Annotated in this window: 14 protein-coding genes; 7 read left to right on the top strand and 7 right to left on the bottom strand. The window is 72.0% G+C overall.

What is annotated here, in order from left to right:
• Positions 1-10 precede the first annotated feature (10 nt).
• The 3 genes from OIE53_RS09660 to OIE53_RS09655 all read right to left on the bottom strand — a co-directional run bounded on the left by OIE53_RS09660 (position 11) and on the right by OIE53_RS09655 (position 3,073).
• Positions 11-2,455: a M14 family zinc carboxypeptidase gene (locus OIE53_RS09660; protein WP_327026257.1), complete on the bottom strand. Its 2,445-nt coding sequence runs from the start codon at positions 2,453-2,455 to the stop codon at positions 11-13.
• Between the two features lie 124 nt (positions 2,456-2,579).
• The gene (locus OIE53_RS28435; protein WP_350697899.1) at positions 2,580-2,660 is read right to left on the bottom strand and encodes a putative leader peptide; all 81 of its coding nucleotides are present in this window, start codon (positions 2,658-2,660) and stop codon (positions 2,580-2,582) included.
• A 53-nt stretch (positions 2,661-2,713) separates the two neighbouring features.
• Positions 2,714-3,073 carry an ArsR/SmtB family transcription factor gene (locus OIE53_RS09655; protein WP_327026256.1) on the bottom strand — a complete coding sequence of 120 codons (360 nt, stop codon included), beginning with the start codon at positions 3,071-3,073 and terminating at the stop codon, positions 2,714-2,716.
• A 38-nt stretch (positions 3,074-3,111) separates the two neighbouring features.
• Here OIE53_RS09655 and OIE53_RS09650 point away from each other — a divergent pair, with 38 nt between their 5' ends.
• Positions 3,112-3,570: an SRPBCC family protein gene (locus OIE53_RS09650; RefSeq protein WP_327026255.1), complete on the top strand. Its 459-nt coding sequence runs from the start codon at positions 3,112-3,114 to the stop codon at positions 3,568-3,570.
• 59 nt (positions 3,571-3,629) lie between these two features.
• Here the strand turns inward: OIE53_RS09650 and OIE53_RS09645 are convergent, their stop codons facing one another.
• Positions 3,630-6,449, bottom strand: coding sequence for a M36 family metallopeptidase (locus tag OIE53_RS09645; protein WP_327026254.1), 2,820 nt, complete (start codon positions 6,447-6,449; stop codon positions 3,630-3,632).
• 153 nt (positions 6,450-6,602) lie between these two features.
• Complete coding sequence (locus tag OIE53_RS09640) at positions 6,603-9,419, bottom strand: M36 family metallopeptidase (protein ID WP_327026253.1); 2,817 nt, start codon at positions 9,417-9,419, stop codon at positions 6,603-6,605.
• A gap of 239 nt (positions 9,420-9,658) precedes the next feature.
• Here OIE53_RS09640 and OIE53_RS09635 point away from each other — a divergent pair, with 239 nt between their 5' ends.
• Complete coding sequence (locus OIE53_RS09635; RefSeq protein WP_327026252.1) at positions 9,659-10,144, top strand: SRPBCC family protein; 486 nt, start codon at positions 9,659-9,661, stop codon at positions 10,142-10,144.
• On the opposite strand, the gene OIE53_RS09630 is transcribed toward OIE53_RS09635, so the two are convergent.
• Together OIE53_RS09630 and OIE53_RS09625 are read right to left on the bottom strand one after the other, a co-directional pair.
• Complete coding sequence (locus OIE53_RS09630) at positions 10,126-10,653, bottom strand: DinB family protein (protein ID WP_327026251.1); 528 nt, start codon at positions 10,651-10,653, stop codon at positions 10,126-10,128. The two genes, OIE53_RS09635 and OIE53_RS09630, sit on opposite strands and share 19 nt — an antisense overlap.
• Before the next feature lie 58 nt (positions 10,654-10,711).
• On the bottom strand, positions 10,712-13,579 hold the full coding sequence (locus tag OIE53_RS09625) for a condensation domain-containing protein (protein ID WP_327026250.1): 2,868 nt from the start codon (positions 13,577-13,579) through the stop codon (positions 10,712-10,714).
• Between the two features lie 137 nt (positions 13,580-13,716).
• Between OIE53_RS09625 and OIE53_RS09620 the strand changes: the two genes are divergently transcribed.
• From OIE53_RS09620 to OIE53_RS09600, 5 genes are all read left to right on the top strand, one after another.
• A complete protein-coding gene (locus OIE53_RS09620; protein ID WP_327026249.1) occupies positions 13,717-19,212 on the top strand; it encodes a non-ribosomal peptide synthetase/MFS transporter in 5,496 nt (1,831 codons plus the stop codon).
• 7 nt (positions 19,213-19,219) lie between these two features.
• Positions 19,220-20,707, top strand: a complete 1,488-nt coding sequence (locus tag OIE53_RS09615; RefSeq protein ID WP_327026248.1) for a class I adenylate-forming enzyme family protein — start codon at positions 19,220-19,222, stop codon at positions 20,705-20,707.
• Positions 20,708-20,736: 29 nt separating this feature from the next.
• Positions 20,737-23,793 (top strand): non-ribosomal peptide synthetase, encoded by a 3,057-nt coding sequence (locus tag OIE53_RS09610; RefSeq protein ID WP_327026247.1) that lies wholly within the window; start codon positions 20,737-20,739, stop codon positions 23,791-23,793.
• 2 nt (positions 23,794-23,795) lie between these two features.
• Positions 23,796-24,062, top strand: coding sequence for an acyl carrier protein (locus tag OIE53_RS09605; protein ID WP_327026246.1), 267 nt, complete (start codon positions 23,796-23,798; stop codon positions 24,060-24,062).
• A gap of 222 nt (positions 24,063-24,284) precedes the next feature.
• Positions 24,285-24,956 carry a hypothetical protein gene (locus tag OIE53_RS09600; RefSeq protein ID WP_327026245.1) on the top strand — a complete coding sequence of 224 codons (672 nt, stop codon included), beginning with the start codon at positions 24,285-24,287 and terminating at the stop codon, positions 24,954-24,956.
• Positions 24,957-25,071 lie beyond the last annotated feature (115 nt).

Below are 25,071 nucleotides of genomic sequence, written 5' to 3'. Positions count from 1 at the left end.
ATCGCTCAACTCACGGTTGGGCGGCCCACAGCAGAGCCCGACCCAGCTGCGGGTGCAGCCCCTTAGGGTGCAGCCGGAAGGTCGGGTTGGTGCCGAAGAGCACCACCCCGTTGCCGCCGGCGCTGACGCTGCGCACGATGCTGGCCTGGTCAGCGGCGGCGGCCTGCCCGTTGGCCCCGGTCCTCGCCCACCAGCCGGCCAGCAGGGGGTCCGCCGCGTACGACTGCTCCACGCTGACCCCCGGGCCCAGGTTGGTGAACCAGACCGGCTGACTGATGAAGCTGTACGCGCTGGCCTCGGCGGTGACCGGGCCACCCCGGTTCACCACGTTGACCACCCCGCTGGCCAGCGACGGCCCGGCGGTGGCGGTGACGCTGAGCAGCGCGGTCGCGTTGCCGAAGCTCGCCCCGGCGGTACCGAGGCCGACCACCCCGCCGCCGCGGGCCAGGAAGGCGTCCAACGCCGCCCGGTTGACCGGGGTCAGGCCGGCCACGTTGAGGTTGCTCGCCACCAGCAGCACGTCGACCTCCCCGGTGAGGGTGTCGGCGAGGGTCGCGGCGGTGACCGCCCGGGTGGCGAAGCCCAGGGCGGCCAGGGTGTCGCGGGCCTCCACGCCACCCAGGTAGCCGACGACGATCTCCTTGACCGGGGTGCCCCGCCAGCGGGCCGGAGCCCGCTCGAAGGTGACCCCGTGGGTGCGGACCGCCTCCTGAAGCAGCCTGCGGCTGCCCGGGCTGGTCTGCACCACCACGGACCCGTCGGCCAGCCGGTGCACCCGCAGGCCCTTGCGGATCAGCGAGTTGACCACCAGCAGGTCGGCGGCGTCCTGGATGTCGAGCCGCACGTCGGTGTTGGCCGGCGGCAGGGTGCCGCTGGCCACCCCGTCGTACACCCGGGTCAGCTGCACCTTGGGCAGCTTGGCGTCCCACAGGGTGTCGACGGTGGCACCCCAGGTCAGCCCGTGGCTCCAGGCCGCCGGACCGGCGTAGAGGTCGTCCACCCGGTCGGTCAGATCGATGCCCGGTTCCAGCAGGGAGTTGACCAGGCCCCGCTTGGGTTGGTGCAGGTCGATGACGTACGAGCCGGCCGGGTAGCTCTTGCCGGCGGCCCGGAAGGGGTGCTTGGCCCGCCACACCCGGCCACCGCTGCCGATCAGCAGGTCCACCAGGCGTGCGGCGGCCGGCTCGGAGCGCTGCCCGGCGCCGGTCGGGATCACGTACCCCCGGGGGAAGACCGTCTGGTAGTTGTCCTCCGGGCCCCAGCCCGGCACGAAGCCGTCCGGGATGTCCCGCAACGGCTCACCGGCCCAGCCGCGCCGGTAGACCTCCGCCTGGTCGAAGATCAGTTGGTTGCGGTGGTCCTGGATGTAGCGCAGCGAGGACTTGATCGCCACCTCGTGCACGTCGGTGTTGATGCCGGAGCGCCGCACCCGCTCCTGCGGGGTCAGGTTGGCCCCGCGCGGGTTCAGCGGCGCCTCGATGGTGTACGGGATGCTGCTCTGCAACAACGCGAAGGACGGCACGTAGATCGGCGGGAAGTCGTCCCAGACCCCCGGCGCGTCGTCCCGGAACGGGATGCGGGCCCGCTGCGTCTCGGGGTGGCCGAGCGCTCGCAGGTCCTCCTCGATGCCGAGGGCGTTCGGCAGGGCGTGCTTGATGAACAGGTCGTACTCGTTGTTGACGTTGTGCGGCGGGGTGCTCGGGTGCAGCAGGGTCGGGTTGACGTAGCCGTGCAGATCCAGGGTGATGATCGGCTTGGTGTCGATGATCAGCTCGCGGATCAGGTTCGTCTCCGGCTGGGAGACGATGGTCAGATCCCGGTTGAGGTCGTACCCGTTGCCGTTGGGCCGGGTGCCGGCGATCCGGCCGTCCGGGTTGGCGGTCACGTTGAAGATCAGGCGGTTGCGCTCCAGCAACCGGACCACCTCGGGGTCGCGGCTGGTGGCGTACTCCTCGATGACCCGCAGCGCCGCGTCGGTGCCCTCCCACTCGTTGCCGTGGATGTTGGCGTTGATGAACAGCGGGGTCTTGTACCCGGCCAGCAGCTTGCGGTCGGTGCGGGCCCGGACCGGGTCCTCCTCGATGAGGCGCTTCCACTCCTCCTGCTGGCGGGCCTGCTGCCGGGTCTCCGGGGCGGTGACGACGACCGCGTACAGGTCATGGCCGCCGCTGGAGGTGCCGGCCACCCGGGCGGAGACCCGGTTGCTGGCGGCCTGCAACGCGTTCAGCTTCGGGGCGATGTCGTGGTAGGGGATGACGCCGATCGGGATGGAGGCGTCGGCGGGGTTGGCCGGCCAGACCGGGAGCACGTTCTGCCGGGGGTAACCGGTGATCTGGTGAATGCTCGGTGAGGACGGTGGCACGGCCGGCAACGCCGAGGCGTTGGCCGGCGCGGCCCAGGCTGTCGTGCCGAGCAGGGCTAGGGAGAGCCCGGCGGTGGCCAGGCGTACGGACATGGTGTGCACGATGGACAGCTCTCCTGTCGGATGAAGCGATTGCCGTACACGGGCGTGCGGATAGGGCCGGAGACCTACGGCAGGAAGTCGCCCGCTGCGGGCGGGAAGGGGGGATGACCCGGCGTCAGCGGCAGGGTCGACAGGCAGCGCTGGCGACGCGCAGGAGGTCGATGTGACCTCGCTTCGTCAGGTAGGCGCTTCGCACGACAATGATCTTTATGGAGACACGTCAGAGTGTCAAGGGCCATGCGCTGACCGTCATCCCGAGGTGGGTCGCTCCAGGGTGGACCTGAGGGCGGCCAGCCGGTCCACCGCCGCACTGGCGTACGCCCCGATCCACCGGTCGTGGATGCGCTTGATCGGCAGAGGATCCAGGTGGTTCCACCGTTCGCGCCCCTTGCGTTGGGCGATGACCAGCCCGGCGGCCTCCAGCACCCGCAGGTGTTGCAGCACCGTGGTCCGGTCCAGGGGGGCCAGCCGTTCGCACAGGTCGCCGGTGGTGCGGGCCTGGTCCTTGAGCAGGTCGAGGAGGCGCCGTCGGGTCGGTGAGGCGAGCGCCTTGAACACCTCGTCCAGATCCTGGTCCGGGTTGTCGGGCTCGGCGCGACCGTCTGACATGTTATAAAAATACAACATGTCAGCGTGAGGAGATCAGCATGGACCTGCGGTTCAAGATCGCCGGCCGGATCAGCCGTCCGGTGCATGAGGTTTTCGAGGCCGTCGTCGACCCGGAGCAGCTCTCCCACTACTTCACCACCGGGGGAGCCAAGGGACGGCTGGCCACCGGGGCCACCGTCAGCTGGGACTTCGCCGACTTCCCCGGCGCCTTCCCGGTCGAGGTGGTCGAGGTGCAGCAGGACCGACGGATCGTGCTGCGCTGGGCGGCCGACGACGGCGAGGAGTCGACCGGGGTCTACCAGACGACCGTCACCATGGAGTTCGAGCCGCTGGGCGCCGACCGCACCCTGGTCACCATCGCCGAGGAGGGCTGGCGACCCACCCCGCAGGGACAGCGTGCCTCGTACGGCAACTGTGAGGGGTGGACGAACATGCTCTGCTGCCTCAAGGCGTGGCTGGAGCACGGCATCGAGCTACGGACCGGCTTCTACGCCTGACCGATGCCGACCGGGGAGCGTTCCGCGGCTCGGAACGCTCCCCGGCTCTCGGCCAACGGTCAGCCGACGAACTTGAAGTAGGTGCGGTACTGGAATCCGTTGTCGAGGGTCAGCACGAACTCCCGGCAGGTGCCGGCCCAGGCGGGGTCGGTCTTCCACACGTAGTTGTAGCGACCGTTGGCGTTGGCGGACATCTTCGAGTTACCCGGGTTGACCGCCTTGACCGGGGTCGGTCGCGGGGTGATCGACCCGTCCGGGTGCACGGTCTGCAGGGTGTCGCAGTCCACCAGACGCGAGTAGGGAGAGTTGCTGGCCAGGATGTCCAGGCCCCGGTTGCCGGCCAGCTGGAACTGCATCGGCACGGCCGATCCGGCGCTGACGGTGTTCATCCCCGAACGGTTGATGAAGTCACCCCGGCAGGACGGGTGGGTGTCGAACGCCTCGCTGTTGTCGTCCCGGTTGGTGGTGCCCTGCACGGCGCTGTAGCCCAGCCCACGGCGGGCGAAGGAGGCCCACAGGGTGCAGGAGTTCTCCCCGCCGGTCAGGGCGGCGTCCGCGGCGATGATGGCGTTGCGGCCGGTGACGAAGCCGGGGCCGCAGCCCTGCATCTTCAACCCGTCCATCACCAGCTGCAGGGCCAGGTTGTTGCCCCCGGTGTTCCACGGGTCGTAGACGTTCGGGTTGAACCCGTGCCGGTCGATCAGGTCCCAGGTCATGTCCCAGAGCACGGCGGCCCAGCCGTGACCGATGCCGTGCGGGGCAGCCAGGGAGGTGCCGTTGAGCCAGCCACCGGTCTTGATGCTGTCGTAGGTGAAGGGCTGGATCTCCATGTTGCGGGAGTACGGACGGGGCCGGAAACCGTCACCGGTGCGGCTGTCCTGGAACAGGGCGTACTGCCCGTAGCCACGCGGGCCCTCGGGGTTGTCGAGGGAGGGGTTGATCAGGGAGACGATCGCCAGGAAGTCGCTCCAGCCCTCGCCCATCTGCTCGTTACCGGTCAGGCAGTTGACCGTCGGGCCACCGGTGAGCCGTAGCGAGACCCCGTGGCCGTACTCGTGGAAGATGGTCTCCGCGCGGAAGGAGGCGTCCCGCATGGCCGGGCGGTCCAGGTTGCGGTGCACCCGACCGGCGGAGGGCAGGGCGGCCTTGATGGCGTTGCCGTCGGCCTGGCTCACCATCACCGCGGGGATGCCGACCGCCGGGTTCATCGACCCGTTCATCACCACCGGGGCGCTGGCCACGTTGTTGACCACCACCACGGCGGCCGCCCCGGCCTGCTCGGCGTTGCTGACCTGGGTGTGGTAGTTGCAGCTGCTGCTGCGGTCGAGCACGGCGATCGCCCCGGCCGGCAGGCTGTACGCGGTGCAGCCGTCACCGGTGTTGCCGACACCGTCGTCGACAAGCGCCATGGCACCGGCGAAGCCGGCGCGGGTGGGCGCGGGGGTGAACCGGGCGTACTCCGCCTGGTAGGTCGCGGCGCCGGCACCCGAGCCGACCGTCACCGCGTTGGGCAGGCCGAACTGGTTGCCCGGCCAGAGGAACATCTGCATCCGGGGCCGGCCGCCGTCCATCGCCGGGGTGGAGAAGTTGGCGTTGTTCTGGCCGGAGCCGTCGTGCGCCTCGCACATCACGTCGTCGCCGCCGACCCCGCCACGGCCGTAGTTGTTGACCTGGAAGTTGCCGGCCGGCTCGTCGAATCCGTAGCCGTAGGTGAGGTCGTGGACGACGTTGCACCAGTAGAACTGGTTGACCACCGCGGCGTCCCGGTAGGTCTGCGGGTGCTCGTCCAGGTCGGCCGGAAAGTCGAAGTTCAGACCCGGTCCGCCGTCCGGGGAGCTGCCCGGGTCGACCTGGTTGTTGGCGTCCCGGTCGGTGTAGGCGTGGGCGTTGTTGCCCCGGGTGATGGTGTACTCCGGACCCGGGACCCCGTCGGTGTCGTGCCAACCGTACGGCGAGGCGGTCCCCTCGGCCGGGTTGGTCACCAGGTTGCGCGGCCCCTCGTTGGCGTCGTTCTTCGGGAACTCGAAGACCCGGTAGCTGGACCCGTCGAGGACCTGGTTGCGCGGGAGGACGGTCGGGATCTCGATGTCCGCGGCGGCGGTGGCCGCCTGCTGCTCCGGCCGACCCAGGGTGGCGGCCAGGTCCTCAGGACTGTCGTGGGTGGTCCAGTCGTCGCTGTCCAGCAGCTCACCGGTCTGCGCGTCGACGGCCACGTTCCACAGGTGCGGGTCCGAGGAGTCGTCGATGACCAGCTGCCAGGCCAGCCGCAGCCCCTCCTCGGTCGGCTGCCAACCCAGCTTCGCCGGAATCGGCTGCTCGGAGATGCCGCTGCCGGAGACCACGGTCCGCTGGGCCGCACCACCGGCCCGGCTCATCACCCGTGGGCTCTTGGGATCGGCCAGGTCCAGGGCCTCGGCCGCGGCCTCGACCGCCTCGACCGCGTCCAGCGAGGCCGCGCCGGAGGCCTTCTCGGCCAGGTCGGCCACCAGGCTGTCACCGACGAAGACGACACTGCCGTCCCGGGCCAGGTTCACCGTGGCGGTGGCCCCGAACACCTCCAGGTTCTGGTGCCGCTGGGCCAGGTTCACATGGGTGACCCCGTTGTGTCGGCTGGTGTACATCGAGGCCACCGCGAGGTCGCTGAGGTCGGCGGCGCCGACCCCGTGCTGGACCGGGTTGGCCCGCAGGTAGTTGACGGCGAGGGCCTCCGGGGCACCCTCGTTCGGGCCGGTGAGGAAGATCGGATTAGGGGTTCCGGTCCCTTCCTCCGGCGCCGCGGCGGCGGGTGTGGAAACCGATGTCAGGGACACGACGAGGGTGGTGGACAACACCAGCGCGGCGTTGCGTCGACCACGAGATCTCCGGGGGGATGAGGGCACCAGAGGCTCCTTCGCTGTACGGGAAACGGCGGCTTGTCGCCGCGCTGCCCCGCGGCCCTGGTAAGCCGCGATGGCAGGGGCCGAACGCACCGGAGGGAGCGTTCCGACGTGCGGGACGCTCCCTCCGGCTCTACCTCAGATCGTTGCCGTGGATCAGCCGATGAACTTGAAGTAGGTGCGGTACTGGAATCCGTTGTCGAGGGTCAGCACGAACTCCCGGCAGGTACCGGCCCAGGCGGGGTCGGTCTTCCACACGTAGTTGTACCGACCGTGGGCATTGACGGACATCTTCGACTTTCCGGGGTTGACCGCCTTGACGGGGGTCGGCCGCGGGGTGATCGAGTCGTCGGGGTGGACGGTCTGCAGGGTGTCGCAGTCCACCAGCCGCGAGTACGGCGAGTTGCTGGCCAGGATGTCCAGGCCCCGGTTGCTGGCGAGCTGGAACTGCATCGGGGCAGCGGAGCCGGCCTTCACGGTGTTCATCCCGGAACGGTTGAGGAAGTCACCGCGGCAGGACGGGTGGGTGTCGAACGCCTCGGTGTTGTCGTTGCGGTTGGTGGTGCCCTGCACGGCGCTGTAACCCAGGCCCCGGCGGGCGAAGGACGCCCACAGGGTGCAGGAGTTCTCGCCACCGGTGAGGGCGGCGTCCGCGGCGATGATGCCGTTGCGGCCGGCGACGAGGCCGGGGCCGCAGCCCTGCATCTTGAGCCCGTCCATGACCAGCTGCAGCGACAGGTTGTTACCGCCGGTGTTCCACGAGTCGTAGACGTTCGGGTTGAACCCGTACCGGTCGATCAGGTCCCAGGTCATGTCCCAGAGCACGGCGGCCCAGCCGTGACCGATGCCGTGCGGCGCGGCCAGGGAGGTGCCGTTGAGCCAGCCACCGGTCTTGATGCTGTCGTAGGTGAACGGCTGGATGTCCATGTTCCGCGAGTACGGGCGCGGCCGGATGCCGGCGCCGCTGCGGTCGTCCTGGAACAGGGCGTACGGACCCATGCCGCGCACCCCGTCGGCGGTGTCCACGCTCGGGTCGAGCAGCATGGTGACCGCGAAGTAGTCGCTCCAGCCCTCACCCATCTGCTCGTTGCCGCTGAGGCAGTTGATGTTCGGGCCACCGGTCAGCCGGTTGGAGATGCCGTGACCGTACTCGTGGATGATGATGCCGGCGTCGAAGTCACCGTCCCGGATGCCCGGGTGGCTCGGGTGCTTGCGCACCGAACCGGTGACGTCACCGGCGGCGATGGCGGCCTTGATGGCGTTGCCGTCGGCCTGGGTGACCGCGACCGCCGGGATGGCGACCGGCGTGCCGGTCATGGCCCCGGTCAGCACCGGAGCGGCCCCGGCGGCGTTGTGCGCCACCACGACGGCCTTGGCACCGAGGGACTGGGCGACCTGGGTACGCAGCAGGTAGGTGCAGGCCGCGGTGCCGCCGTCGACGACCGCGATCCAGTTGCCGCCCGGCAGGGTCGCCGGGTAGGTCGCCGTGGTGCAGCCGGTGCCGCCGTAGACGTAACGGTGCCCCGGCAGGCCGGCCACCGAGGGGGCCGGGCTGAACCGCGACCAGCCCGCGTCGAACGAGCCCACGCCGTCCACGACGACCTGGTTCTGGGCACCGAACTGGTTGCCCGGCCACAGGTACATCTGCATCCGCGGGGCGGCGCCGTCGGCGGCCGGGGTGGAGAAGTTGGCGTTGTTCGTGCCGTTGCCGTCGGCGGCCTCGGCCCGGACGTAGTCGCCGCCCACGCCGCCACGGCCGTAGTTGTTCATCTGGAAGTTGCCCGACGCCTCGTCGAACCCGTACCGGTGGGTGACGTCGTGGATGATGTTGTTCCAGTAGAACAGGTTCGCCGTCGCCGCGTCCCGGTAGCTCTGCGCGTGCTCGTTCAGGTCGACCGGGTTGTCGAAGGTCAGGCTCGGCCCACCGTCCGGGCTGCTGCCGAAGTCGGGGGCGTTGTTGCTGTCGGTGTCCTGGTACGCGTGGACGTTGTTGCCCTGGGTGGTGGTGTACTCCGCGCCCGGGGCCCCGTCGGTGTCGTGCCAGCCGTACGGCGAGGCGACCCGGTCGGCGGGGTTGGTCACCACCGTGCGGGGGCCGTCGTTCGGGCTCTCCGCCGGTCCGGCGTACACCCGGTAGGACGAGCCGTCCTGCACCGGCTCATGGGTGTGGAACCCGGCGCTGTTCAGCGTCGTGGCCCGCCCCGGAGCCAGGGCGTCCAGGTTGTCGGCGACCTCGTGGGCCTCGTGCTGGGTCGTCCAGTCGTCGACGTCGAGCAGCTCGCCGCTCTCCGCGTCGATGGTGGCGTTCCACAGGTGCGAGTCCGAGGAGTCGTCGATGACCAGCTGCCAGGCCAGGCGCAGCCCGTCCTCGGTCGGCTGCCAACCCAGCTTCGCCGGGATCGGCTCGTCGGAGATGCCGCTCTCCGACACCACGGTCTTCTGCGCCGCGCCACCGGCCCGGCTGAGGACCTTGGGGCTCTTCGGCGCAGCCAGGTCCAGGGCGTCGGCGGCGGCCTCGACCGCGTCGACGGCGTTGAGGTCCGCCGTGCCGGAGGTGCCCTTCGCCAGGTCCGAGACCAGGGTGCCGCCGACCAGGATGACGCTGCCGTCCTTGGCGATGTTCACCGTGGCGGCCGCACCGAACACTTCCAGGTTCTGGTAGCGCTGGGCCAGGTTGACGTGGGTGACACCGTTGTGCCGGCTGGTGTAGCTGGACAGGATGCTCAGGTCGCTGAGATCCGCGGCGTTCACCCCCTGCGCGGCGGGGTTGCCGCGCAGATAGCGAATGGCGATGTCCTCGGCGGCACCGTCGTTCGGGCCGGTGAGGAAGATCGGGTTGGACCCGGCCGGCGCCTCCTCGGGTGCGGCCGAGGCGGGATTGGCGGCGAGTGTGGTCAGCGACGCGACGAGGGTGGTGGTGAGCACCACTCCTGCGGCACGTCGGCCACGAGATCGATGGGGCTGTAGGGGCACCTTTGCTCCTTTTGGGGGTTGAAAGGACAGCGCGGGCTCCGATTCACCACCGCCGGGGCGGTCCGTCACGACTGTCCGCGACACTCGCCCGGTGGTCACTGTGCGTGACCGGGTCCGTGCGAGGTGAATCGCGTTGACGCTACGGTGCAGCTCACGACCGGTCATCCGACGGGTGACCAAACATTTCGATGATTCGCTTATACATATGTCGATTGCATCGGCCGTGACAGGATGGCAGGGTGCCCGACCGGTCGGCTCCCGCCATCGCTTTCGCGACAACCTTTCTGGTGTCCTCCTCTGTGGAGGAGGTCTTCGACCATCTCAGTGATCCGCACAGCTACCTCGGACTGTCGCCGTTGATCGTGGCGGTGGACGAGGTACGCATCAGCCGGGACCCCGAGGGCCGCACGGTGGCCGACTACGTCGCGGTCGAGCGGTTCCGGTTCCTCCGCCTGCTGCGCTGGGACAACCGGATCCGGGTACGCATGGTCACCACCCGGCCGGGCGCCCAACTGGTCAGCGAGGTGGCCAGCCCCGGAGGGGTGCGACTGCGGGCGGTGGTGGACCTGACCGCCGAGGCGACCGGGACCCGGGTGCACGAGCAGGTCACCGCTACCGCCCCGGCCCTGCTGCGGCGCTTCGTGGCCGACCAGGCCCGTCAGGTGGCGGCCTACCGGGCGGCCGAGTTGACCCGCCGCATGAAGGGTCAGGCCGAATCCGCCTGATGCAGCAGCCGGAGTTGACCGATCTCGGCGACGTTCTTCATCAACTCCGCGTTGACCCAGGCGAGCAGATGCGCCACGGTGTGCTCCGGGTCGTGTGGCCAGGGGAACGGCGCCACCCGGTCGAGGTCGGCCTCGGTGAGCCGGTCCAGCACCTCCTGCCACTCGGTCCGTAGCCCACCCAACCAGGCGATGGTGGGTGCGCCGTCCCCGGGCCAGTGAATCTCCGTGCGCTCGCGGGGTGGTCGGCCCTGCAGGTGGTCTAGGGCGACCCCCCACCACCAGCCGATGTGCCAGGTGAGCCAGGCGATGGTGGGCACCGGCACCGGATCGGGCTCGGTGTCCGCCCAGTCCGGCACCCACCGGCCCGCCGGGTCCCGGCGAACCGTCCAGCAGTGCGCCGCCGGCTCCCAGCGGAACTGCTCCGGCGTCAACCGCTGAAGGTGGTAGTCGAACAACGACCAGGTCAGGTCGAACTGCCAGCGCAACAGGTCACGACGCGAGGAGGACATCGCTGGATCATCGCATCCGACGCCGTACCCGCCGAGGGGTTTTCGGCCGGTGTGCGCCTCACCCGGCGGCGGTGTGCGGCAACCCGGCGGCGGTGTCGGGTGTCCACGGCCAGGGCACCTCCCGGCAGGCCGCCTCGACCAGCAGCGCCTCGATGCCGCGCAGGAAGGGCTCGACCCGCTGGGCCGGGAAGTACCGGGTGTCGGCGGTGACGACCAACTCCACCCCCTCGGGTGCGTCGAGCACCTGGAGGCGGCACCGCCAGGGGAACTGCTCCAGCTCGGCCAGCCAGCGGAAGCGACTGTCCGACAGCATCGTCCGCAGGCCGGCCGCGTCCGGGCCCGACCGCCCCGGGTCGACCTCGCGCAGCAGCCGGGCATCGTTGAGATAGCAGTAGGGCGCCAGGAAGGTCCGGTGATCGTGACCCAGGTCGGTGAAGGTGCGCTCCCACACCGCCGGGTCGTAGTAGGCGTGCCGGTAGGCGTCCAACGCCGCCCGCCCGGCCCGGGACAGCAACTCGGTGAAGCCGGGTCGGCCGGACAGGTCCAGTCGACACAACCCGATCTGGTTGAGGGTACCGATGGCCTCGGCGTGCCCGGGTTGGAAGCGGTTGTTGGCCATCACCACGATCCCGCAGGTCTGCTGGCCGTCGCCGGTCAGCCCGGCGGCGGTGGCCGCCAGGATCACGTTGGCGGTGCTGGTCCGGTTCCGCGCCGCCACCAGCCGCACCGCGTGGTGCGCCGCCGTGGACACCAGCGAGCCACGTCGGTAGCGGGGCTCCGGCGCCGGCCCGACCGGGTCGGACAGGCTGGGGGTGAGGTCCGCCAACTGCCGCACCCAGTACTCCACCGCCCGCTGTGAGCGCCGCTGCTCGACCTCGCGCTCCCGACCGGCCAGACCCAGCGACTGAAGGCCGGCAGCGGCGGGTGTGGAGCCGGCCAGCAACACCCGCAGATCGCGCAGCACCAGGTCGGCGGCGTGCACGTCGACGGTGGCGTGACTGAAGACCACCACCACCTGCCGTACCCGGCCGTCCACCGTGACCAGGGCGGCCCGCAGCGGCCACTCGGCCACATGGTCGAACCGGGGTGTCGCCAGCCGGGTGGTCAACCCGGTCGCGGCCGCCCGGCCGTCGGGGTCCTCGGCGGGCCGCGGCACCGGGTGTACGAGCACGGGCAGCCGACCCGAGGCAGCCGCCTCCTGATGCAGTTCGTCGTCACGGCGACGGAACCGGGTACGCAGGGACTCGTGCCGCTCCAGCAGGGCACCGATCGCCGTGACCGCCCGCGCGACCGTCAGCTCCGTGCGGGCGGGGACCGGCAGCTGACGGGGCAGGCACAGCGCCCGGTACCCGGCGGGGGAGTCGAACTCCTCCAGGCTGCGCCACATCGCCCGCTGCCCCCAGGTCAGCGGCGCGTTGGCGGCCCGTCCACCGGCGAAGGAGGCGGAGACGACCTCCTCGCCCTCGGCCAGGACCGCCACGCCCCCCGACTCGCCGCCGACCGGGGCGATGACGGGCGACGCACCGGTGGTGGCCCCCGGTGACCAGGGCCAGGGCACCTCGTCGTGGGCCGCGGCCACCACCAGTTCCTCCATCTCGCGCAGGTGGGTGTGCACGGCGTCCATCCCGATGTACCGGGTGTCGGCGGACAGGGTGATGCCCACCCCGCCGGGTTCGTCCACGACATGGGTCAACATGTGCCAGGCCGTCTGATCCAGCCCCTCCGTCCAGGACAGGGTGCTGGCGGCCATGGCGGCCCGAAGATCGGCGGGGGTAGCCGCCGGTGGCCGCCCGCCACCACCCACCGACAGCCGTACGTCGTTGAAGTAGTACTGCGGCCCGAACATCGCGTCGAAGTCGATGCCCTGCTCCTCGAAGGTCCCGCGTAGCGAGGCCGAGTGGTAGTAGGCGTGCCGCAGGCCGTTGAGCGAGGCGGTCCAGACCCGGGAGAGCACCTCGGTGAAGTCGGGCCGGCCGGACAGGTCCATCACGCAGAAGCCGACCTGACCCAGGTTCGCCACGGCCTCGGCGTAGTCGGTGCGGAATCGGTTGTGCGCCATCGGAAACAGGCCCACCAGGGTACGCCCGCTGTGCCGGGCGGCGACCGCGTGATAGGCCGCCAGCAGCACCGCGGAGGCGCTGACCCGGTGCCGGGCGGCGACCATCCGGGCGGCGGTGCCGATGGCGGACGAGACCAGCACCCCCCGACGTACCGGCGGGTCCAGCCCCGGGCCGGTCTCCTCCCATGGTTCCTGCGGCAGCCGCCGGTACTCCCGCAGCCAGTAGGCCGCCGACCGCTCGGAGCGTCGGAGGTCCGGGCCGTGCTGGAGCAGGGCCACCTCGGTCGACTGGGGACCGGGTGGGGTGGGCAGACTTCCGCGCAGCAACAGCAGCCGGAGATCACGCAGCACCACCTCGGCGGCGTGCGCGTCCACCGTGGTGTGACTGAACACCAGCACCACCTGGCGTACCCGGTCGTCCACCGTCACCAGCGCCACCCGCAGGGGCCACTCGGCGCTGTGGTCGAAGGCGACGTCGCCGAGCCGGGTGGCGGCCGCCCGGGCCGCCTCGGCACCGTCGTCCACCCCGGGGCAGACCAGCACCGGTAGCACCCCGCTGGCCACCGCCTCCTGTCGCGGCTCGCCGTCGATCACCGGAAGCCGGGTGCGCAGCGCGGCGTGCCGACTGACCAGCGCACCCACCGCCCGCAGGGCCGTCGGCAGGTCCTTCGCGGCCCGCGCCGAGATCACGATGGTACGCCGCAGATTGAGGAAGCGGTGGTTGGAGCCGAACCGGCTGATCGAGCGCCAGAGCACCTGCTGGGCCCAGGTCAGCGGCGCTGTGGCGGCGCCGGTACCGCTGAACTCGACCGGGGCCAGGGGCTCCGAGGCCCACTCGACCGGGATGACGACGTCCGCGAATGGCATTCCCGACCGTAGAACGGACCGTACGGGTGCCGGATCGATCGATCGAGTCTTGCACAGTGGACCGATCAGCCGATTCGCGCTTTCCGATGCACGATGCAGACTACGGACTCCCATCCGTCATCGGAGTGAGGCGCTGCGTGACAAACGTTGACGCGCCGGCGTGGAGTCCTGCCCGCTCGCCGGAACTACCCCGATCCACCGACCGCCCGCGTCTGTCGTTCGGCCAGGAGAGAATCTGGTTCACCGAGCAGCTGACCCCGGGCACCGCCGCCTACGTCATCTACTCGACGCTGCGACTGCACGGCCCGCTGGAGATCGATCTGCTCCGGGCCGCCCTGGACGCCACCGCCGCCCGACACGACAGCCTGCGGATGCGGTTCACCGAGAACGCCGACGGGGAACCCGTAGTGCAGGTGGCGCCCGAGGTGCGGGTACCGGTCACGGTCACCACCGCCGAATCCGACCAGGCCGCCCGGGAACTGGTCGCCGCCGCCGTCGACACCCCCTTCGACCTGACCGCCGCGCCGCTGCTGCGGGCCCTGGTGGTCCGGATCGACGACGAACAGCACCTGCTGCATCTGGCGATGCACCACATCGTCAGCGACGGCTGGTCGCTGGACATCGTGATCGGCGAGGTCGCCGCCACCTACGGCGCGCTGCGCGACGGCGGCACCGCCCCCGCCGCCCCGACCACCGGGTACCTGGACTACGCCGCCTGGCAGCGGGCCCGACTGGACGGCCCGGCCAGCGGCGACGGGTTCGCCTACTGGCGTACGGCGCTGACCGAGGTGCCGCCGCTGGAACTGCCCACCGACCGGCCCCGCCCGGCCGTGCTGTCGTACGCCGGGGGCACCCACCGCTTCGCCTTCGACGCCGAGCTGACCGACGGGCTGCGCCGACTCAGCCGTACCCACCGCAGCACCCTGTACATGACGCTGCTCACCGGCCTGCAGGCCGTCCTGTTCCGCTACAGCGGCCAGCGGGACTTCGCCATCGGCTCCCCGGTCGCCGGCCGGGTGGTGCCGGAGCTGGAACGACTGGTCGGCCTGTTCGTCAACACCCTGGCCCTGCGCGCCGACCTGTCGCCGACCACCACCGGCCCGGACACCCCCGCCGAGCCCAGCTTCGCGGCCCTGCTCAAGCGCACCCGGGGCACGGTGATGCGGGCGCTGGCCCACCAGGAGGTCCCGTTCGAGCGGCTGGTCGCCGACCTCAATGTGGCGCGTGACGTCAGCCGTACCCCGGTCTTCCAGGTGTTGTTCACCCTGCAGAACTACGACCAGGGCGGCACCGGTTGGCCGGCCGGGCTGCGGGCCGAGGGGGTGGGTACGGACGCCGCGACCGCCCGGTTCGACCTGTCGCTGTACGTCGGGGAGAGCGCCGACGGCCTGCGCGGCATGTTCGTCTACAACAGCGACCTGTTCGACGCCGCGACCGTACGGCGACTGGCGGCCGGCTTCGAGACCCTGCTGCGCGGCGCGATCGCGGCACCGGACCGCCCGGTGGTCGACCTGGACCTGCTGGACCCGGCCGAACGGGACCGCACCCTGGCCCTGGGGCGACCCGACACCGACGACACCACCGGGGTCACCGGCGGCGCCACCACCCTGGCCGACCTGATCGACCGGCATGTCGCCGCCACCCCGGACGCCCCGGCAGTGGTCGGTGAACAGTCGCAGACCCTGACCTACCGGGAGCTGGACCGCCGGGCCAACCGACTGGCCGCCTGGCTGCGCGGGCGGGGGGTCGGCCCGGACAGCCTGGTCGGGGTGCTGCTGGAACAGTCCGTGGAGTTGGCCGCCACCCTGCTAGGGGTGCTCCGCGCCGGCGGGGCCTACCTGCCGCTGGATCCGGAGCAGCCGGCCGCCCGGCTGGGCCTGATGCTCGCGGACGCCCGCCCCAGCATCGTGCTGACCAGCGCCGACCTGCGAGACCTGCTGCCGGCCGAGCTGCACACGGCCTGCCTGGAGGAGGTGGCAGCCGACATCGCAGCCGGCCCGGACACCCCACCCGAGGCCACCGCGACCGGTGACAACCTGGCCTACGTCATCTACACCTCCGGCTCCACCGGCGTCCCCAAGGGGGTGGCGGTGGCCCACCGGCAGGTGCTGCGCTACCTCGACGGGGTAGCCGACCGGTTCGCCGTCGTCCCGGCCGCCCGGTACGGGCTGCTTCAGTCGATGTCCTTCGACTTCAGTGTCACCGTCTTCTATCTGGCCCTGGCCACCGGCGGTGCGGTGCACCTGCTGCCCCGCCGGTGCACCGGCGCGGAACTCGCCGAGCGGCTGCGGGCCCGGCACATCGACTACCTGAAGATCACCCCCTCGCACCTGATGGCGCTCACCGCCGACGCCGAACCGGACGAACTGCTGCCGGCCCGGGCGCTGATCCTCGGCGGGGAGGCCTCCGAACTGGAGCGGATCGCCCCCCTGGCCGCCGGCGGGGCCCGGGTGTTCAACCACTACGGCCCCACCGAGGCCACCGTCGGCGTGACCACCTACGAGGTACCCCCCACCGAGACCGGCGCCGGCCCGGTGCCGATCGGTCGGCCCCTGCCACACGCCCGGGTCTATGTCCTCGACGAGCGGATGCGCCCGGTGCCGGTCGGGGTGCCCGGCGAGCTGTACCTCGGCGGCGACCGGCTGGCCCGTGGCTACCTGAACCAGCCCGAGCTGACCGAGCAACGGTTCCTGCCCGACCCGTACGGCCCACCCGGCGCCCGCCTCTACCGCACCGGCGACCTGGCCCGCTGGCGCAACGACGGGCAGCTGATGTTCCTCGGCCGACGCGACCACCAGGTGAAGATCCGCGGCTACCGGGTCGAACTGGGGGAGATCGAAGCCGCCCTGCGGGACTGCCCCGAGATCCGGCAGGCGGCGGTGCTGCTGCGCGAGGACCGGCTGGTGGCCTACCTGGAACCGGCCACCGAGGTGGACCCGCCCCAACCGGCGCAGCTACGCCGCCGACTCGCCGAACGGCTGCCCGAGCACATGCTGCCCAGCCGCTGGGTGCTGCTGGACCGGCTGCCGTTGCAGGACCACGGCAAGGTGGACCGGCGGGCCCTGCCCGCCCCGACCGACGAGCCGACCACCGATGCCGAACAGGTGGCGCCGGAGGGGCCGGTGGAGATCCTGATCGCCGGGATCTGGCAGGCGGTGCTCGGGGTCGCCCAGGTCGGCGCCGGGGATGACTTCTTCGACCTGGGCGGGCACTCCCTGCTGGCCACCCAGGTGGTGGCCCGGCTGCGGCGGGAACTGCCCGAGGTGCTTGGCGCCGCCGCACCGACGGTCAGCGTGATGGACCTGTTCCGCCACCGCACCGTACGCGAACTGGCCCAACTGGTCGGCGGTGGCGCCACCGCCGACAGCGGGCTGCTGTACGAGCTGACCCCGCCGGTGCCCGCCGGAGCGCGCATCGCCACCATGGTCTGCGTCCCGTACGGCGGCGGCAGCGCGGTGGTGTACCAGCCGCTGGCCGACGCGCTGCCCCCCGGATACCGGCTGCTGTCCGTGGCCGTACCCGGACATGACATCGGGGTGGCCGACGACCCCGCGCCCATCGAGGAGGTCGCGGCCGAGGTCGTCGCGGAGATCCTGGACCGGGTCAGCGGCCCGCTGATCCTCTACGGACACTGCGGTCCCGGCGGGGCCCTGGTGGTGGAGGTGGCCCGGCGGCTGGAGGCGACCGGCCGGGAGTTGGCGGCGGTGTATCTCGGCGCGGTCTTCCCCTTCGGCCGACCCGCCGGTGGCCTGCTCGGCCCGCTGCTGCGGCTGCGGCTGGCCGAACGGCTGCGCAGCGACCGGATCTACCGCACCTGGCTCCAGGCCCAGGGCACCAACATCGGGCAACTCGCACCCGAGGAGGTGCGGTTCCTGATCCGGGCGATGCGCCACGACGCCGAGGTGTCCGAGGAGTACTTCACCGAGCTGATGCGCCAGCGGGTGACCCCACTGCGGGCGCCGATCATCTCCGTGGTGGGGGAGCGGGACCGGGGCACCGAGTTCCACGAGGAGCGCTACCGCGAGTGGCACTTCCTCAGCGACCGCACCGCCCTGGCCGTGATCGACGAAGGGGGCCATTACTTCCTCAAGTACCGGGCCCCCGAACTGGCCGAGATCGTCACCGAGGTGCACCGGCGCCTCGACACCCCCACCCCGGTGGTCGAGACCGGGGTCGACCCCGAGCCGGCCTGGCAGTTGGCCGCCGTCTCCGACCGGGGCGCCGAACCGCCGCCGACCGGCCGGAGCCGGACGGACACCGCGCCCCCACCGAGCATGCGGCGCTTCGGCATGGTCGCCGCCGGACAGATCACCTCCGGCCTGGGCACCGCGCTGACCACCTTCGCCGTACCACTGTGGATCTACACCCAGACCGGCTCACTGGCCCGGTTCGCGCTGTTCGCCGTACTGGCGCTGCTGCCCGGCCTGCTCATCGCGCCGTTGGCCGGCGCGCTGATCGACCGGTTCAGCAGGCGGGCCGTCCTGCTGACGGCCTGCGCCGCCGCCGGTGGCGGCAACGCCGCGCTGGCCGTACTGGTGCTCCTGGACCGGGTCGAGATCTGGCACTTCTACCCCTTCACCGCCTGGCTGTCGGTGGCGCTGGCCTTCCAACGCCTGGCCTTCGTCTCGGCGGTGCCGCAACTGGTGCCCAAACGGTTCCTCGGTCACGCCAACGGCCTGGCCCAGACCGCCGTCGGCCTCACCCAGTTCGTGGTGCCGCTGGCCGCGGTGGCCCTGCTCCAGGCCGTCGGCCTACGCGGCATCCTCCTGGTCGACGTGGCCTGCTACCTCTTCGCCATCACGGTGCTGGCGGTGGTGAAGTTCCCCCGCACCCTGGCCCTGCAACGCCGCGAGAGCATCGGCGCGGAGATCCTCGCCGGACTGCGGTACGCGCTGCGCCGCCGGGAGTTCCGGGCCATGCTGGCCTTCTTCGCCGCCCTGAACCTCTTCCTCTTCCCGGTGCTGTTCCTGCTCTCCCCACTGGTGCTCGGCTTCGCCGGCCTCGACGAGGTGGCCCAGGTGGCCCTCACCGGCGGGATCGGGGCGGCCACCGGCGGCCTGGTGATGCTGGTCTGGGGTGGTCCCCGGCACCACCGGATGCGCGCGGTGCTGCTAGGCACCCTCGGCATCGCCGTGGCCGCCATGCTGACCGGGCTGCGCCCCAACCTGGCCCTGATCGCCGCCGGCGCCTTCGGGATGTACGCCTGTCTGGCCATCGTCAACGGGGTCTACGCCACGATCATCCAGACCAAGGTGCCGCCGCGCGTACACGGCCGGGTCTTCGCACTCAACCAGATGGTCGCGCAGTCCACCCTGCCCCTGGGCTGGGGTCTGATCGCCCCGGCCGCCGCCCGGATCGCCGAACCGATGCTGCTGCCCGGCGGCGCCCTGGCCGACACGGTCGGCGTCGTCCTCGGGGTCGGCCCGGGACGCGGCCACGGCCTGCTCTACGTGCTGTTCGGGCTCTGCATCGCGGTCACCGCACTGGTCTCGCTGGTGATCCCGGTGCTGGCTCGCTTCGACGACCAGGTGCCGGACGCCCCGCCGGACGACCTGGTCGGCATCGAGGAACGCCAGGCCCGGGCCGCCGCCGTGACGACCAGCCCGGCACCGGCCCTCCGGAAGGCGGCCTGAGGTGGCCATGACGACCCCCGCCCCCCGTACGGTGCCGGACCTGCTGGACTGGCGCGCCGGCCTGCACCCGGAACAGGTGGCCGTCGAGGTGCACGGCGTGGCCACCCTGACCTTCGCCGACTGGGCCGCCGAGTCGAACCGGCTGGCCGCCGCCCTGCTGGCCCGGGGACTGGGTCGGGGTGACCGGGTGGGCCTGCTGTTCGGTGCCCACGACTGGACCCGCTTCGCGGTCGCGTACTGCGGGGTGCTGCGGGCCGGCGGGGTGGCCGTGCCCCTGTCCGACCGGCTGGCCGCCGGACAACTCGAGTACGCCCTGACCCACTGCGCGGCCACCGCCGTGTTGCACGGCGACGGGACCCCCGCCCCGACCGTACCGGCCGGGCTGCCGGTCTGGACCTGCGCGGACCTGCTCACCGAGGCCTCCCCTGTCGAGGCCACAGCGGCCCGCCCCGGTGACCTGGCCCAGATCCTCTACACCTCCGGCACCACCGGGCGGCCCAAGGGGGTGGCGGCCAGCCACGCCAACCTGACCGTCGGGGCACCCCAGCTTCCCCGCCGGCTGGCCCTGGCCCACTCCCGGCGGTTCCTGCACGCCTTCGCCATCGGCACCAACGCCGGGCAGACCATGCTGCTCAACGCGCTCACCGCCAAGGCCGGTGCGCTGACCCTGCCCCGCTTCACCCCGGTCCGGTTCGCCCGGCTGGTCGAGGTACCCGGCACCGGCACCGTCTTCGTGGTCCCGTCGATCGCCGTCGAACTGCTCGACTCCGGCGCCCTGCGCGGGCGGGACACCAGCGGGGTACAGCTGATCGGGTCCACCGCCGCGCCACTGGCACCGGCGGTCGCCGCCCGGCTGGCCGAGGTCTTCCCGGCGGCCACCATCGTCAACTACTACACCTCCACCGAGGCGGCCCCCGCGCAGACCACGATGATCTACGACCCGGCGCGGCGGGAGGCGGTCGGCCGACCGGTCGGCGGGCAGCTGATGGTCGCCGACGCCGACGGCAACCCCCTGCCGGTCGGCACCACCGGCGACGTGTGGCTGCGGGCCCCCTTCACTCGCGCCTACTACCGGGACGAGGCCGCCAACCGGGCCACCTTCCGCGACGGGTGGGTGCGGATGGGCGACATCGGCCGGCTGGACGCCGACGGCTACCTGTACCTCACCGACCGACACCAGGATGTGATCAAGACCGGGGCGTTCAAGGTCTCCACCCTGGAGGTGGAAGCGGCACTGTACGAACACCCCCTGGTCGCGGAGGCCGCCGTGGTGGGGGTGCCGCACCCGGTGCTCGGCTCGGCGGTCGCCGCCGCCCTGGTACCCCGCCCACCGGCCGGCCCGGACGACCTGACCCTGCCGGTGGTCCGCGGCTTCCTCGCCGACCGGCTGGCCGACTACCAGTTGCCCGCCCGGGTCCTGGTGCTCGACCGGCTGCCGCACAACGAGGGCGGCAAGGTGCTCAAACGGCAGCTCACCGACCTGTTCGAGAAATGACAGACACCAGCACAACCAGGGGAGCAGATGTGGGCACCGCCGAGGCGACCTACGCACAGCACGCGGTCTGGTTCACCGAGCAGGCCGGGACCGCCGGCACGGCGTATCACATGGCGTTGGGGGTACGGTTCGGCGCCGAACTGGACACCCAGTCCCTCGTAGCGGCGTGCACGAGTGTGATCGAGCGGCATCCCATCCTGTCCGCCCGGCTCACCGGCGACCACGACGGCACCCCCCGCCTGGCCCCGGCCGACACCCGCCCCTCGGTCGGCTGCGGTGACCTGACCGACGCCCGGATCGCCGAGGAGATCGCCCGCCCCTTCGACCTGCACACCGGGCCCCTGGCCCGGTTCACCCTGCTCACCGGCGCCGAGGGTGACCATCTGCTGCTGGTAGCCGCACACCATGTGGCCTTCGACGGCACCTCCAAGGACGTCCTGGCCCGGGACCTGGCCGTCGCGTACGCCGCCGCCCGGGCGCAGGAGCCCACCGAACCGTTGACCCGCGCGGACGACCACACCGACCTGGCCGCGGCCGAACAGCAGCGGGTCGCCGCCGACCTGCCCGCCGCCCGCGAGTACTGGGCCCGGCACTGGTCCGGCCCCGGTGACGTCGTCCTGCCCGGTCTGCGTCGGCTGCCCACCGGTGCCGAACCCGGTGTCGCCGTGGCCGCGGACCTGCCGGCCGACCTGGTCGAGGGGGTCGACCGGCTGGCCGCAACGCTGGGCCTGACCCGCTTCGAGGTGCTCTTCGCGGCCCTGCACGCCCTGCTGGCCCGCTACGGCAACCAGCACACCCCGGTGGGGGTGGCGCTGTCCACCCGTACCCCCGAACAGGCCGACCTGATCGGACTCTTCGTCAACGAACTGCCGGTCACCGCCGAGACCGGCCCGGCGACCTTCCGCGACCACGCCCAGGCGCTGCGGACCCGGCTGCGGGAGGTGTACCGGCACCGGGCCGTGCCGCTGGCCCATGCCGTGACCGGCCTGCGGCCGGCACCGGCGCTCACCCCGGTCAGCATCGGCTACCGGCGCCGTGGTGCCGAGCCGGTCTTTCCCGGGGTACCCAGCCGGGTGGAGTGGACCCTGTTCAGCGGTGCCGCCCGCAACGCCCTGCACGTGCAGATCGTCGACGCACCCACCGGCATCACGATCAGCCTCCAGCACAGCCCCACCGCCATCGACACCGAGGCGGTACGCCGCATCGGCGGACACCTGCACACCCTGCTGGCCGCCGTGGTCGCCGACCCGGACCGGCCGGTGGCGCGGCTGCCGCTGCTGTCCGACGAGGAACTCGACCAGGTAGACCGGGCCGGCACCGACACCGCCCGCAGCTATCCGGTCGCGACCATACCGGACCTGTTCGCCGCCCAGGTCGCCGCGGCCCCGGAGGCCCCGGCCGTGCTCGACGGTGACCTGACGTTGAGCTATGGCCGACTGGACGAGGCCGCCCGGCGGCTGGCCGGGGCGTTGCGGCAGCGCGGGGTCGGGCCCGGATCGCTGGTGGCGATGCCACTGGAGCGGTCCTGGCAGGCGGTGGTGACCATGCTGGCGGTGCTCCGCTGCGGCGCCGCCTACCTGCCGATCGACCCGGCTCACCCGGCCGCCCGGCAGGAGATGGTGCTGGCCGACGCCGCCCCGACCCTGGTGGTGACCGCCACCGGGACCACCTCGGACCGGCCCACCCTGGCCCTGGACGAGGTCGCCCTGCTCGACGGCCCGGTGCCGCCGGACCCGGCCGAACACCCCGGCGCCGATGCGCTGGCCTATGTGCTCTACACCTCCGGATCCACCGGCCGTCCCAAGGGGGTGGCGGTGAGCCACGGGCCCCTGGCGAACATGCTGTTCGGGTTCCGGGACCTGCTGGACAGCGGGCCGGCCCACCGGTGGCTGCATCTGACCTCGCTGTCGTTCGACATCTTCGCGGTGGAGGTCCTGCTGCCCCTGGTCACCGGCGGGCAGGTGGTGGTGGCTTCGAAGGTCAGCGCCCTGGAAGGCGCGGCCGTGTCGGCGTTGATCCGCGCGGCCGGCGTCACCCACGCCCAGGCCACCCCGTCCGGCTGGCGGGTGCTGCTGGAGGCCGGCCTCGGCGCCCCGGACGACCCCACGCCGCCGCTGGTCGCCCTCGCCGGTGGCGAGGCCCTGCCGGTCACCCTGGCCCGGGAGCTGCGGGCCCGCACCGCCCGGTTGATCAACGCGTACGGGCCGACCGAAGCCACCGTGTACGCCACCGTGGCCGACATTCCCGCCGACCCCGCTGAGGTCACCATCGGCACCCCGCTGCCGAACGTGCGGGCGTACATCCTGGACGCCGCCGGTCTGCCCGCGCCCATCGGCCTGCCCGGTGAGCTGTACCTGGCCGGTGCCGGGCTGGCCCTCGGCTACCTGGGGCGCGACGACCTGACCGCGCAACGGTTCGTACCCGACCCCTACGGTCCGGTCGGTGCCCGGATGTACCGCACCGGTGACCGGTGCCGGTGGCGGCCGGACGGGCAGATCGAGTTCCTCGGCCGCACCGATCACCAGGTCAAGATCCGGGGCCACCGGATCGAGTTGGGGGAGATCGACGCTCGGCTGCTGGACCACCCCGGGGTGGCCGAGGCGGTCACCGTGCTCCGGCAGGACACCGACGAGCCGCGCCTGGTCGCCTACCTGGTGCCCCGACCGGGGGGTGTGCCGGAGCCGGCCGACCTGCGGCACCACCTTGCGGCGAGCCTGCCGCAGGCGGCCCTGCCCAGCGACTACGTCACCCTGGACCGGCTGCCGCTGAGCGCCAACGGCAAGGTGGACCGGGCCGCCCTGCCCGCCCCGGCCGAGCGGCCGACCGAGCCCGAGGCCACCGCCCCGGTCGACGACGATCCCCTGGTGGCGGAGTTGCGGCTGATCTGGCAGGAGGTGCTGCGGATCCCGGACATCGGGGTGCACGAGGACCTGTTCGACCTGGGTGGACACTCGCTGACCATCACCCGGATCAGCGGACGCATCCAGCAGCGACTAGGGGTGGAGGTACCGCTGGACGCCTTCTTCGACACCCCGACCATCGCCGAGATCGCCGACATCGTCCGACAGTTGACGAAGGAGTCCTGAGAGTGGCTGACACTGAACTGCGCGAGCGGGTCGCGGCCCTGGTGGGCGAGGCCACGGCCGGCGAGGTGGCGGCGGCCGACGTACTGACCGGCGACTCCCTGGTCGCCCTCGGCGTCGACTCCCTGGCGCTGCTGCGCCTGGTCGACGCGATCGAGCTGGAGTACGGCGTGGAGATCGACCTGGCCGCCGCGCCCGCCCTGGACACCCTCGACGACCTGGTGGCCCTACTGGCCACCACCCACCCGGCGCCCACCCCCGACCAGGCCTGACCGGTCGACGGGTCGGCGTCCGTCGTCGGCCCGGGGTCGGCCCGGGGTTGGCCCCGCCGTATCGGCGATATGGCGGTGTCACCTGCGGTGGGACACCGCCATTCCGGCGTAACGGCGGCCTCCCACCGGGAGGCCGCCGCCTGCCGGAGGTTGGTGATCGCATTGGTCGGCGCCGCTGTGCGCTAATCTCCCAGCCAGATGGTCGTCGATGCGAGGAGCGTGATGTCCCCCAAGACCGGAAGGCCCTCCTACCTGCTCGATCCGCCCGCCCGCAAGGCCTCTGCCCGGACCCGTCTACTGGCCGGCCTCGCCGCGGCGGCCCTGGTTGCCGGCCTGCTCGGTGGTCTGATCGGCTACTCCGTGGGACGGCCGGGCGAGACCGAGGCGAGCATCGCGCGGCTCCAGAAGGCCGAGGCCGAGCGCGACGTGCAGCAGATCATCGAGCTCACCGAGCTGGCCCACCGCACCGGAGACGAGCTGTCGCCCATCCTCACCACCATCCGGCAGGCCTCGGAGGCCGGTCGCCCGCCGGAGGCGGCGCAGGTCGGCCAGTGGCAGCAGACCATGCGCCGGCTGGCCGAACAGTTCGCCGATCCGCCGTCGGGTACCACCGCCACCAACGTCGCCCGTGGCGGGCTGCGCAGCTCCGTGGAGCAGGCCGCCATCGCGGTCGACTCGCTGGCCCTGCCCGCTGCCGCGAACACAGCCGAGGAGCGGCTGAGGCTGGCCGCACGGCAGGCGGCCGTCGCCGTGACCACCTGGTCGGTGGCCGCCACCCAGCTGGATCAGATCAACATCGACGCCGGACAGGGCCACCAGCACGTACACCTGGACACCGGTGGCGCGGACGGCGCCCTGACCCCCGACGGCGCGGCCGAGGGACACGGCGGCTGACCCGCCGCCAGCCCACACCCCGGGCGGTGGCGACGGGTGCCGGGTCCGCAGTCCACATCCGGGTGGTGGGACGGCGGCGGGTGCCGGTTTGCAGCCCCGCCGCAGCCCACACCCG

This window comes from Micromonospora sp. NBC_01739, from assembly GCF_035920385.1.
Taxonomy (GTDB): domain Bacteria; phylum Actinomycetota; class Actinomycetes; order Mycobacteriales; family Micromonosporaceae; genus Micromonospora.
Note: the sequence above shows the minus strand (reverse complement) of the source record. Positions and strands in the feature narration are given on the sequence as shown.

Bases quoted from the DNA above. Each gene is read 5' to 3' on its own strand.
- OIE53_RS09625 (WP_327026250.1), bottom strand. From the start codon at position 13,579: ATGCCATTCGCGGACGTCGTCATCCCGGTCGAGTGGGCCTCGGAGCCC.
- OIE53_RS09630 (WP_327026251.1), bottom strand. From the start codon at position 10,653: ATGTCCTCCTCGCGTCGTGACCTGTTGCGCTGGCAGTTCGACCTGACC.
- OIE53_RS09655 (WP_327026256.1), bottom strand. From the start codon at position 3,073: ATGTCAGACGGTCGCGCCGAGCCCGACAACCCGGACCAGGATCTGGAC.
- OIE53_RS09660 (WP_327026257.1), bottom strand. From the start codon at position 2,455: ATGTCCGTACGCCTGGCCACCGCCGGGCTCTCCCTAGCCCTGCTCGGC.
- OIE53_RS09650 (WP_327026255.1), top strand. From the start codon at position 3,112: ATGGACCTGCGGTTCAAGATCGCCGGCCGGATCAGCCGTCCGGTGCAT.
- OIE53_RS09615 (WP_327026248.1), top strand. From the start codon at position 19,220: ATGACGACCCCCGCCCCCCGTACGGTGCCGGACCTGCTGGACTGGCGC.
- OIE53_RS09600 (WP_327026245.1), top strand. From the start codon at position 24,285: ATGTCCCCCAAGACCGGAAGGCCCTCCTACCTGCTCGATCCGCCCGCC.